At 71.8% G+C, this 10,935-nt stretch carries 10 protein-coding genes; 2 read left to right on the forward strand and 8 right to left on the reverse strand.

From position 1 onward, the window contains the following. Nucleotides 1-98: 98 nt before the first annotated feature. Nucleotides 99-1,724 carry an ABC-F family ATP-binding cassette domain-containing protein gene (locus ABD671_RS03210; protein ID WP_344731778.1) on the forward strand — a complete coding sequence of 542 codons (1,626 nt, stop codon included), beginning with the start codon at nt 99-101 and terminating at the stop codon, nt 1,722-1,724. Continuing rightward, nucleotides 1,717-2,295: a GNAT family N-acetyltransferase gene (locus ABD671_RS03215; protein ID WP_344731779.1), complete on the forward strand. Its 579-nt coding sequence runs from the start codon at nt 1,717-1,719 to the stop codon at nt 2,293-2,295. Before ABD671_RS03210 ends, ABD671_RS03215 begins: the two co-directional genes overlap by 8 nt. Here ABD671_RS03215 and efeB read toward each other — a convergent pair. The 8 genes from efeB to ABD671_RS03255 form a co-directional block, all read right to left on the reverse strand. Next, a complete protein-coding gene (efeB, locus tag ABD671_RS03220) occupies nt 2,277-3,542 on the reverse strand; it encodes an iron uptake transporter deferrochelatase/peroxidase subunit (RefSeq protein ID WP_344731780.1) in 1,266 nt (421 codons plus the stop codon). The two genes, ABD671_RS03215 and efeB, sit on opposite strands and share 19 nt — an antisense overlap. Nucleotides 3,543-3,550: 8 nt before the next feature. Next, a complete protein-coding gene (gene efeO / locus ABD671_RS03225) occupies nt 3,551-4,720 on the reverse strand; it encodes an iron uptake system protein EfeO (RefSeq protein WP_344731781.1) in 1,170 nt (389 codons plus the stop codon). After that, nucleotides 4,713-5,567, reverse strand: coding sequence for an iron uptake transporter permease EfeU (gene efeU, locus ABD671_RS03230; protein ID WP_344731782.1), 855 nt, complete (start codon nt 5,565-5,567; stop codon nt 4,713-4,715). Before efeU ends, efeO begins: the two co-directional genes overlap by 8 nt. A gap of 55 nt (nt 5,568-5,622) precedes the next feature. After that, nucleotides 5,623-6,333, reverse strand: coding sequence for a DsbA family oxidoreductase (locus tag ABD671_RS03235; protein ID WP_344731783.1), 711 nt, complete (start codon nt 6,331-6,333; stop codon nt 5,623-5,625). Nucleotides 6,334-6,440: 107 nt separating this feature from the next. After that, a complete protein-coding gene (gene ilvC / locus ABD671_RS03240) occupies nt 6,441-7,466 on the reverse strand; it encodes a ketol-acid reductoisomerase (RefSeq protein ID WP_344731785.1) in 1,026 nt (341 codons plus the stop codon). 59 nt (nt 7,467-7,525) lie between these two features. Further along, a complete protein-coding gene (gene ilvN, locus ABD671_RS03245; protein ID WP_344731786.1) occupies nt 7,526-8,071 on the reverse strand; it encodes an acetolactate synthase small subunit in 546 nt (181 codons plus the stop codon). Next, on the reverse strand, nt 8,071-9,843 hold the full coding sequence (locus ABD671_RS03250; protein ID WP_344731787.1) for an acetolactate synthase large subunit: 1,773 nt from the start codon (nt 9,841-9,843) through the stop codon (nt 8,071-8,073). The genes ilvN and ABD671_RS03250 overlap by 1 nt, the downstream gene beginning before the upstream one ends. 241 nt (nt 9,844-10,084) lie before the next feature. Further along, the gene (locus ABD671_RS03255) at nt 10,085-10,756 is read right to left on the reverse strand and encodes a 4a-hydroxytetrahydrobiopterin dehydratase (RefSeq protein ID WP_344731788.1); all 672 of its coding nucleotides are present in this window, start codon (nt 10,754-10,756) and stop codon (nt 10,085-10,087) included. Nucleotides 10,757-10,935 lie beyond the last annotated feature (179 nt).

Consider the following 10,935-nt stretch of genomic DNA (forward strand, 5'->3'; position numbering starts at 1 on the left):
CGTACGGTGACGGCGTCCCATCCCCGACGAAGGCAGGCGTCCGTTGCTCCTCTGAGGTCCGGTCCACACCCCCGACACCTCGCATCCCCGGAGCACCCATGTCCACACCTGCCTCGATCACCGCCGCCGGCCTCGCCTTCGCGTGGCCCGACGGCACCCCTGTCGTCTCCGGGCTCGACCTCGTCGTCGCGCCCGGGCATGCCGGACTCGTCGGCGCCAACGGCACCGGCAAGTCGACCCTGCTGCGGCTGCTGGCCGGCGTCCTCACCCCGAGCGCCGGCCGGATCGTGGCCGACGGGGAGGTCTCCTACCTGCCGCAGGGTCTCGTCCTGCGGCAGGACCTGCCGGCCGAGGACCTTCTCGGTATCGGCAGCACACGCCGCGCCCTGAGACGCATCGAGGGCGGATCGACCGCCGCGGCCGACTACGACGTCGTCGGGGCGGACTGGGACGTCGAGGAGCGCACCGGCGCGATGCTCGAGCGTCTCGGGCTGCCCGCGCCCCTGCTCGACCGCCGCGTCGGCGAGCTCTCCGGCGGCGAGGTGATGCGACTGGCCGTCGCCGGGCTGCTGCTGCGCCGCCCCGCGATCCTGCTGCTCGACGAACCGACCAACGACCTCGACCTCGACGCGCGGCGGCGGCTGCACGACGTCCTGGCCACCTGGCCGGGCACCCTCGTGGTGGTCAGCCACGACCGCGAGCTGCTCGAACGCCTCGACCGCATCGGCGACCTGACCCGTCCGCCGGGCGGCGGCCCGCTGCAGCTGACGTGGTACGGCGGGCCGCTGAGCGCCTACGAGGCGCGCGTCGCCGCCGAGCAGGACGCCGCCCGCCAGGCCGTGACGACGGCGCGCGCCGACGTCCGGCGTCAGCAGCACGACCGCCAGGAGGCCGAGCGGCTGCTGGCCCAGCGCAAGCGTCAGGGCGCGCGCACTGCGCAGCGCACCAACATGGGCAAGGGCGCCCAGGACTTCTGGCGCAACCGATCCGAGCGCAACGCCGCCGACTACCGCCGGCTGCACGACGCCCGGCTCGAGCAGGCTCGGCAGCAGCTCACCGCCGCCGAGGAACGGCTGCGCGAGGACGACCGGGTGCGCATCGACCTGCCGGGCACCGCCGTGCCGCGGGGACGACGGGTGCTCACCGCCCGCGGTCTGCTCACCCGGGCCGACCCGGCGGACGCGACGGGTCTCGACCTCGAGCTCGTCGGGCCCGAGCGCCTCGCGATCGTCGGCCCCAACGGCTCGGGCAAGACGACGCTGGTGCGCACGCTCGTCGGCGAACTCGCCCCGGCCGCGGGTTCGGTGGAGCAGCACGTGCCCGTCGGCGTCCTCGCCCAGCGTCAGGACCTGCTCGACGACGCCTCGTCGGTGGCGGCGAACGCGGCGGCGCGGGCGCCGGAGGTCGACGCGACCACCCTGCGCGCGCGGCTCGCCCGCTTCCTGTTCCGCGGAGCGGCCGCCGACCGGCCCGTCGGAGCGCTCTCCGGCGGTGAACGCTTCCGCGCGACGCTCGCGGTCGTCCTGCTCGCCGATCCGCCGCCGCAGCTGCTCGTGCTCGACGAGCCCACCAACAACCTCGACTTCGCCTCCGTCGACGTGCTCGTCGACGCCCTCGCGGCGTACGAGGGTGCTCTCATCGTGGTCAGCCACGATGAGCACTTCCTCGACCGCCTCGACCTCGACCGCCGGCTCCGCCTGGGGGAAGGATCACCCGATGAGTGAGAACGTGCCCGCGCCCACCGAGCGCCTGGTGATCCGGCGATGGCGGCACGAGGACGCCGCCCGGCTGCTCGACATCCAGAGCCGCTACGAGGTGATGGTCTGGCTCGGCGACGGCGAGCCGGTGCTGATGCAGACCCTCGAGCAGGCGCACGCGAAGGTCGACGTCTACGCCGAGCGGTGCGCCGTCCCGCCGCTGGGGTACTGGGCGATCGAGCGGCCCGACGGCGTCGTGGCCGGTTCGGTGGCGCTCATGGTGATGCCGAACGCCGAGCACGGCGAGGTCGAGATCGGCTGGCACCTGCACCCCGACTCCTGGGGCCGGGGGTACGCGAGCGAGGCGGCCACCGCGGTGCTGGCGCACGGCTTCGCGGGCGGCCTGCCGGAGATCATCGCGGTCAGCCACACCCACAACGAGGCGTCGAAGGCGGTGATGCGGCGCATCGGGATGACCGACGACGGCGTCACCGAGAAGTGGTACGACGACCCGTCGGCGTACTTCTCGATGACCGCCGAGCAGTGGGCGGCCCGCCAGGCGGCCCCTCAGGCGGACCCTCAGGCGAAGAGGGACTGACCGACGTACTCGCCCTCGCCGACGCCGGGCGGCACCGCGAACAGCGCCGAGCCGGTGACCTTGAGGTACTCCATGAGGGCGTCGTGACGGGCCATCGCGGTCTGCACCGGGATGAACCCCGTGCGCGGGTCGCGCACGTAGGCGATGAAGAACAGGCCGGCGTTGAGGCCGCCGAGGTCGTCGGTGCCGTCGACGAAGTTGTAGCCGCGGCGCAGCATGCGCGCACCGGCGTTGTTGTCGGGATGGACGACGCGCACGTGCGCGGTGGCCGGGATGACCGTGCCGTCGCTGCCGGGCATCTCGAAGTCGGGCGCGGTGAACTCCCCGCCTCCCGACAGCGGGGCGCCGGTGTCCTTGGTGCGGCCGATGAAGCCCTCCTGGTCGGCCAGCGGCTGGCGGTCCCAGGTCTCGATGGTCATGTTGATGCGTCGGGCGACCAGGTAGGAGCCGCCGGTCAGCCAGCCTGCGGCGAGGTCGTCGCCGTCCTGCACCCACACGTGCTCGCTGAGCGCGTCGGTCTCCTCGGCCTTGACGTTCGCGGTGCCGTCCTTGAAGCCGAAGAGGTTGCGCGGCGTCGACTGGCTGGTCGAGGTGGTCGAGGTGCGGCCGAAGCCCAGCTGCGACCAGCGCACCGAGACCGTGCCGAAGCCGATGCGGGCCAGGTTGCGGATCGCGTGGACGGCGACCTGGGGGTCCTGCGCGCACGCCTGCACGCACAGGTCGCCGCCGGAGCGGCTCGCGATGAGCTGGTCGCCCGGGAAGTGCGGGAGCTCCTCGAGGGCGGCCGGACGGCGCTCGGCGATGCCGAACCGGTCGCGGCCCCGGGCGTCGGTGAACAGGCCGGGGCCGAAGCCGAAGGTGAGGGTGAGCCCGCTGGGCGGCAGGCCGATCGCCTCGCCGGTGTCGTCGGGCGGCAGGTCGGCCGCGCCCTGGGTCGGACCGATGGGGCCGGCGCCGGCACCGCGCGTCATCCGCTCGGCGGCCTCGGTCCAGGCGGTCAGCAGGGCGATCAGCTCGTCGCGGTCGTCGGTGATGACGTCGAAGGCCGCGAAGTGGAGACGGTCCTGGGCGGGGGTGACGATGCCCGCCTGGTGCGTGCCGCGGAACGGGTAGGCGAGGTCGTCGGCCGACGTGCTGCCGTCGGCGTCCCCGGCCAGCGCCTCGGTGGCGGCGAAGGCGCCGAGGCCGGCGAGACCTGCCGCGACCGCACCTCCGCCGAGGAGGCCGCGTCGGGAGACCGGTGCCATGGCGGATCTCAGCCCAGCACCGCGGCGGTCAGCCGCGACAGGGGCTCGGAGAGGGCGTTGACGGCGTCCGAGAGCTGCTTGCGCTCCGGCGTCGCGACGGTGTCGTAGAAGACGAAGCCGTCGCCGTCGCGGTGGGAGTCCAGCAGCTTCTGCAGGGCCGCGAAGCGCTCGGTGAGCTGGGTGGCCAGCGCCGGGTCGTTCTGCTCGACGATCGGCTTGACGCCCTCGAAGCCCACCCGGGCGCCGTCGACGTTGGCCTGGAAGTCCCACAGGTCGGTGTGCGACCAGATCTCCTCCTCGCCGGTGACCTTGCCGGTGGCGACCTCCTCGAGCAGGCCGCGCGAGCCGTTGGCGATCTGGTCGACGGTGAAGGAGAGCTTCCCGATCCGCTCGTCGAGCGTGCGGGTGTTGGCGAGCAGGTCGTCGGCGAACGCCGCACGCTGCTTGGTGGTGAGCGCGGTGTAGCGCGCCGGCGGCCACAGGTCCTTCTCGATGCGGTGCCAACCGGTCCACTTCTGGCCGGGCTCGAGGTCGGCCTCGCGGGCGTCCATCTTCGGGTCGAGGTCGCCGAAGGACTCCGCGACCGTCTCGATGCGCTCCCAGTGCACCCGGGCCTCCGGGTAGAGCGCGCGGGCGCGGTCGTCGGCACCGGCCCGGTAGACCTTCACGAACTCCTCCGTGGCGGCGAGGAGCTGGTCGGACTGGTCCTGCACGTAGGCGCTGTAGTTCTTCACCGCGGCGTCGACGAGCGCCTGGGTGTCGGCGGAGACGGTCGGCTCCTCGTCGCTCGGCGTCACGGTGAAGGCGGCGCGGATGCCGTCTCCGCTCATGCCCGGCTTGCAGGCGGTGAAGTAGTCGCCGGCCGGGGCGTTGACCACGAGCTGGCGGCTCAGGCCGGGGCCGATGTTCTCGACCTCGGCGACGATGCGCAGGCCGTCGTCGCCGAGCAGGTAGAACTCGGTGACCTCGTCGCCGTCGTTGGTGACGTCGAAGGTGAGGGTGCCCGCCGGCGCCGTCCCGGCGGAGACGTCGCAGGACTCGGCCGAGGAGCTGACGCTCAGCGACCGGGGACTGCCGGCATCGCCGGCCGAGGAGGTGCTCTCGGTGCAGGCCGACAGCAGGAGCGCGCCGGCACCGAGGGCGACGAGGAACGGCAGACGGGTGCGGGACTCACGCATGGGTGGGGACCTTCGGGGTGGAGGGGACGGCGCGGCGACGCACGCCGAGCAGGAACAGCGTCATCGTGGGGACGGCGTAGAGCAGCCAGGCCGTGGCCTCGAGGACCGTGGTGGCCGGCGAGAAGTTGAAGACGCCCTTGAGCAGCGTGCCGTACCAGGAGCTCGGCGGGATCTGCTCGCTGACGTCGAAGGCGAGGGTGTTCAGGCCCGGCAGGAGCCCGGCCTCCTGGAGGTCGTGGACGCCGTAGGCGAGCACGCCGGCCGCGACCACGACGAGGAACGCGCCGGTCCAGGTGAAGAAGCGGGTGAGGTTGATCGAGATCGCTCCGCGGTACATGAGGTAGCCGAGCGCGACGGCCACCGCGATGCCGAGCAGCGCCGCCAGGATCGGCTCGGCGCTGGACCTCTCGCCGCCGTCGGTGGCCTGGCGGGTGGCGGTGTAGAGGAACAGCGTGGTCTCCAGGCCCTCACGACCCACCGCCAGGACGGCGACGAGCACGAGCCCCCAGCGGCCGCCCTCCGCGGCGGCGTCCACCCGGCCGCGCAGCTCGGCGCCGATGGTGCGGGCGGCGCCGGCCATCCAGAAGATCATCCAGGTGACGAACCCGACCGCGACGATGGAGAGGCCGCCGCCGATGAGCTCCTGGGACTCGAAGGTGAGCTGCCGCTCGAGGGCGGCCAGGCCGACCGTGATGGCCGTGCACACGCCGACCGCGAGGGCGATGCCGCTCCAGATGCGCGGCAGCAGGTCGCGCCGTCCGGTCTTGACCAGGTAGGCGACCAGGATGCTCACGACGAGCGCGGCCTCGAGGCCCTCGCGGAGTCCGATCAGGAAGTTGCCCAGCACCAGGTAAGCCTAACCTCAGTGAGGCGAGGCTTACCAATCTGTCCGCCTCAGGCCCTCAGATCGCGCACCCGTCGGGCCCGCAGGCCTCCCCCGAGGCGCCGCCGACCATCTCGACGACCGGGTGGGACGCCGTCCAGGCCTGCGCGAGCGCCTGCTCGAAGACCTCGGTCGGCTGGGCGCCGGAGATGCCGAAGCGCTCGTCGATGACGAAGAAGGGGACGCCGCTGACGCCGTACGCGCGGGCCTGGGCGATGTCGGCCTCGACCTCCCCGGCGTACTCCGAGCCGGCCAGCACCTCGGCGACCCGGTCGGCGTCCAGGCCGACGCCGACGGCGGCCGCGGTGAGCACGGCGTGGTCGCCGACGTCCTCGGCGCGGGTGAAGTAGGCGGCCAGCAGCGCCTCCTTGAGGCGCACCTGGAGGGCCGGGCCACCGGTGGCGAGGGCGAGGTGCAGCACACGGTGGGCGTCGATCGTGTTGGTGTGCACGTTGTCGAAGAGCCGGAACTCCAGGCCCTCGGCGGCGGCGGTGTCGATGAGCTGCTGCATCATCTGGCGCATGTCGGCCTCGGGCCGGCCGTACTTGCGCGCCAGCGTCGTCAGCGTGCGCTCGTGGCCGTGGTGCGGCGCGGCGGGGTCGAGCTCGAAGGAGCGGTAGACGATCTCCACCTCCGCACCGTGCTCGAAGCGGTCGAGGGCCGCCTCCAACCGGCGCTTGCCGAGGTAGCACCACGGGCAGACGACATCGCTCCAGATCTCCACACGCATGGAGGGGGCAGCAGCGACGGCACCGGCTTTGTTCCCGACCCGCGCTCCCCGGCGCCGAACGCACCACGGGCCCGGACGACGTCGTCCGGGCCCGTGGTGGGAGAGGGTCAGCGCGCGGCCGAACCCTCGGTGTAGTCCTTGTCCTGGTGGCTCCAGGAGAAGTGCGAGCGCAGCTCGCGGCCCACGGCCTCGATGGGGTGCTGGGCACCCTTCTCGCGCAGGGCCTTGAACTCCGGGGCGCCGGCGTCCTGGTCGGCGATGAAGCGCTCGGCGAAGGCGCCGCTCTGGATGTCGGCGAGCACCGCCTTCATGTTCTCCTTCACCTGCGGGGTGATGACCCGGGGGCCCGACACGTAGTCGCCGTACTCGGCGGTGTCGGAGACCGACCAGCGCTGCTTGGCGATGCCGCCCTCCCACATGAGGTCGACGATGAGCTTGAGCTCGTGCAGCACCTCGAAGTAGGCGATCTCGCCCTGGTAGCCGGCCTCGGTGAGGGTCTCGTAGCCGTACTGGATCAGCTGGGAGACGCCGCCGCAGAGCACGGTCTGCTCACCGAACAGGTCGGTCTCGGTCTCCTCGGTGAAGGTGGTCTTGATGACGCCGGCGCGGGTGCCGCCGATGCCCTTGGCGTAGGAGATCGCGAGGTCCCAGGCCGAGCCGGTGGCGTCCTGCTCGACGGCGATGATGTCCGGGATGCCGCGGCCGGCGACGAACTCACGGCGCACGGTGTGACCCGGCGCCTTCGGGGCCACGAGGAGGACGTCGACGCCCGCGGGCGGCTGGATGTAGCCGAAGCGGATGTTGAAGCCGTGACCGAAGACCAGGGCGTCGCCCGGGTTGAGGTTCGCCTCGATGGACTCCTTGTAGAGGTGGCGCTGCACCTGGTCGGGAGCGAGGATCACCACGACGTCGGCCTCGGCGGCGGCGGCGTCCGGGGTGAGGACCCGCAGGCCCTCCTCCTCGGCCTTGGGGCGCGAGGTCGAGCCCTCCTTGAGGCCGACGCGGACGTCGACGCCGGAGTCGCGGAGGTTCAGCGCGTGGGCGTGGCCCTGGCTGCCGTAACCGATGACCGCGACCTTCTTGCCCTGGATGATGGACAGGTCGGCGTCGTCGTCGTAGAACATCTCAGCCACGGGGGCTTCTCCTTTTACGTAGGTGTGGCGGGTGGGGTTCGCTGGACCGGGCGGGCCGGTCAGCCGGCGTTCGCGGCCGGCGGCGCGGGGACGGCGACCGGGCGCAGGGTGCGCTCGGAGATCGAGCGCGAGCCGCGGCCGATGGCGACCATCCCGGACTGGACGAGCTCGCGGATGCCGAACGGCTCGAGCACCCGCAGGAAGTCGGCGATCTTGCCGGAGTTGCCGGTGATCTGGATGGTCACGGCGTCGGGGGCGACGTCGATGACCTTGGCCCGGAAGAGCTGGACGGTGTCGAGCACCTGGCCGCGGGTCTCGGCGGTGGCCGCGACCTTGACCAGCACGAGCTCGCGGTTGACCGACGCGGACGGGTCGAGCTCGACGATCTTGATGACCTCGACGAGCTTGTTGAGCTGCTTGGTCACCTGCTCCAGCGGAGAGTCCTCGACGTTGACGACGATGGTCATCCGCGAGATCTCGGGGTGCTCGGTCGGGCCGACCGCGAGGCTCTCGATGTTGAACCCGCGGCGGCTGAACAGGCCCGCGATCCGGGCCAGGACGCCGGGCTTGTTCTCGACGAGCACCGACAGGGTGTGCTTGGTCATCACAGGTCGTCCTCGTCGAACTCGGGCGCGAGGTCGCGCGCGTACTTGATCTCGTCGTTGCTCGTGCCGGCGGCGACCATCGGCCACACCATCGCGTCGCGGTGCACGCGGAAGTCGACGACGACGGGCACGTCGTTGATCTCCATGGCCTTCTCGATCGTGGCGTCGACGTCGGCGGCGCTCTCGCAGGCCAGGCCGACGCAGCCGTAGGCGTCGGCGAGCTTGACGAAGTCGGGGATGCGCACCGGGCCGGCGTGGCGCTGGAGGTTGGTGTTGGAGTAGCGCTCGTTGTAGAAGAGCGTCTGCCACTGGCGCACCATGCCGAGCGACTCGTTGTTGATGATCGCGACCTTGATCGGGATGCCCTCGATCGCGCAGGTGGCGAGCTCCTGGTTGGTCATCTGGAAGCAGCCGTCGCCGTCGATCGACCACACGGTGGCCTCGGGGCGACCCACCTTCGCGCCCATCGCGGCCGGCACGGAGTAGCCCATGGTGCCCAGGCCGCCGGAGTTGATCCAGGTGTTGGGCTTCTCGTAGGAGATGAACTGCGCCGCCCACATCTGGTGCTGGCCCACGCCGGAGGAGAACACGGTGTCGGGGCCGGCGATCGCGCCGAGGCGCTCGATGACGTACTGCGGCGCGAGGCCCTCGGACGGCGTCTCGTAGCCCAGCGGGTACTTGCTCTTGATGCCGGAGATGAACTGCACCCAGGCCTCGTAGTCGCCGGTGTTGCCGGCGTCGGACTCCGCGGTCAGCGCGACGATGAGGTCGCTGATGACCTCGCGGCAGTCGCCCACGATCGGCACGTCGGCGTGCCGGTTCTTGCCGATCTCGGCGGGGTCGATGTCGGCGTGGATGACCTTCGCGCCGGGCGCGAAGGAGTCGAGGTTGCCGGTGACGCGGTCGTCGAAGCGGGCGCCGAGGCTGATGATGAGGTCGCTCTTCTGCAGACCCGCCACCGCGGCCACCGTGCCGTGCATGCCGGGCATGCCGAGGTGCTGGGGGTGGGAGTCGGGGAAGGCACCGCGCGCCATCAGGGTGGTGACGACCGGGATGCCGGTGAGCTCGGCCAGCACACGCAGCTCGCGCGCGGCGCCGGCACGGATGACGCCGCCGCCGACGTAGAGCACCGGCTTGCGCGACTCCAGGATCAGGCGGGCGGCCTCGCGGATCTGCTTGGCGTGCGGCTTGGTCACGGGGCGGTAGCCGGGCAGCTGCAGCTCGGTGGGCCAGCGGTAGGAGGTCATCGCGGTGAGCGCCGACTTGGCGACGTCCACGAGCACCGGGCCGGGACGACCGGTGGAGGCGACGTGGAAGGCCTCGGCGATCGTGCGCGGGATGTCGGCGGGGTCGGTGACCAGGAAGTTGTGCTTGGTGATCGGCATGGTGATGCCGCGGATGTCGGCCTCCTGGAAGGCGTCGGTGCCGATGAGGCTGGCGCCGACCTGGCCGGTGACCGCGACCATCGGCACGGAGTCCATGTAGGCGTCGGCGATCGGGGTGACCAGGTTGGTCGCGCCCGGGCCGGAGGTCGCCATGCAGACCCCGACGCGGCCCGTGGCGGCCGCGTAGCCCTGGGCGGCGTGGCCCGCACCCTGCTCGTGCCGCACGAGGATGTGGCGGATCGAGGAATCCATCAACGGGTCGTAGGCGGGGAGGATGGCCCCGCCCGGGATGCCGAAGATGGTCTCGACACCGGCGGCCTCCAAGGACGTGACGAGGCTCTGGGCGCCGGTCATCTCCGTTCCCGGCGTCGGTGCTGCTGCGCTCATGCCTGTATCTCTTTCGGATCGTGCGACGGGGAGTCCCTGGCCATCAAAAAACCCCTCGGCCCGGGCGGGCAACGAGGGGTGACGCGTACGCCGTGCTCGGGTGGTCGAGCTCAGCTCACGCGTCGCGTGCGTACGAGAATGATCTGGTGGCGCATGCGATCACCGTAGCTCGTGCCGGGTGGTCCGTCACATCAGTGTGACACCCCGTCCCAGCATCCGGGACGACGGTCCCGGATGGCGGTCAGTCCCGGCCCTGCCAGGTGGTGAGGCAGGCCTGGTTGCCCTGGGCGTCCGCGAGCACCCAGAACGCCGGCGCGTGCTCGTCGCTGACGAGACGGCCTCCGGCGGCGATCGCGGCCGCGATGCGCTCCTGCACGGTGTCGTGGGCGACCCGGACGTCGTAGTGGAACCGCTGGCGCGGGGTCTCGTGCGGGCCGGTCTCCTGGAACCACAGCGTGTGCACCCGGCCGTCGGGGTCGATGAGCTCCATCGGGTGGTCGGGCTTGTCGGGCACTCCGAGGATCGCGGCCCAGAACGGCCGGATCGTGTCGCGGTGCCACGTGTCGAGGGCGATCTCGACGACCTGGACGAGCTCGGGGCGGGCGACCGCACGGCGTCCGGCCGCGAGCGCGGAGATCCGCTCGGCCATCCGCACGTCGCGCTGGGTGACGCCGCCGGCGTCGTGGCTCATGAGCTTGACGACCAGCCGCCCCCACCGCAGCAGCAGATCGGGGTGGTGGTCGGACTCCTCGGCCAGGGCCCCGATCTCGGCGACCAGCTCGAGCCCGACCGCGTAGCTCGGCAGGTCGAAGACGGCCTCGATGCTGACGAACATGAAGCGCCAGTCGGCCAGGTCGGCCTTCTCGATGTCGTGCCCGCTCAGGCGCACGCGGTCGGCGGGATCGATGCTCATGGCGGCACTGTGGCACGACGGCGGCGTCGTCCACCACGCCCGTGGGCGGGACCTGGGGGGCGAACCCTGATGTTGATGGGCGAAGTTTCGCCCCACAACATCAGGTTTCCCCGCGCGGTTCCTGGGGGTGAGTGCAACACCGGCCGAGTGAGGGGTGTGTTGCATGTCGGGTCTGGTGT

Source organism: Nocardioides fonticola (genome assembly GCF_039536805.1).
In the GTDB taxonomy this organism is placed as follows: domain Bacteria; phylum Actinomycetota; class Actinomycetes; order Propionibacteriales; family Nocardioidaceae; genus Nocardioides; species Nocardioides fonticola.

What these genes read in the sequence shown, in the direction of transcription:
- ABD671_RS03210 (WP_344731778.1), top strand. Translation starts at nt 99, where the DNA reads ATGTCCACACCTGCCTCGATCACCGCCGCCGGCCTCGCCTTCGCGTGG.
- ABD671_RS03215 (WP_344731779.1), top strand. Translation starts at nt 1,717, where the DNA reads ATGAGTGAGAACGTGCCCGCGCCCACCGAGCGCCTGGTGATCCGGCGA.
- efeB (WP_344731780.1), bottom strand. Translation starts at nt 3,542, where the DNA reads ATGGCACCGGTCTCCCGACGCGGCCTCCTCGGCGGAGGTGCGGTCGCG.
- efeO (WP_344731781.1), bottom strand. Translation starts at nt 4,720, where the DNA reads ATGCGTGAGTCCCGCACCCGTCTGCCGTTCCTCGTCGCCCTCGGTGCC.
- ABD671_RS03235 (WP_344731783.1), bottom strand. Translation starts at nt 6,333, where the DNA reads ATGCGTGTGGAGATCTGGAGCGATGTCGTCTGCCCGTGGTGCTACCTC.
- ilvN (WP_344731786.1), bottom strand. Translation starts at nt 8,071, where the DNA reads ATGACCAAGCACACCCTGTCGGTGCTCGTCGAGAACAAGCCCGGCGTC.
- ABD671_RS03250 (WP_344731787.1), bottom strand. Translation starts at nt 9,843, where the DNA reads ATGAGCGCAGCAGCACCGACGCCGGGAACGGAGATGACCGGCGCCCAG.
- ABD671_RS03255 (WP_344731788.1), bottom strand. Translation starts at nt 10,756, where the DNA reads ATGAGCATCGATCCCGCCGACCGCGTGCGCCTGAGCGGGCACGACATC.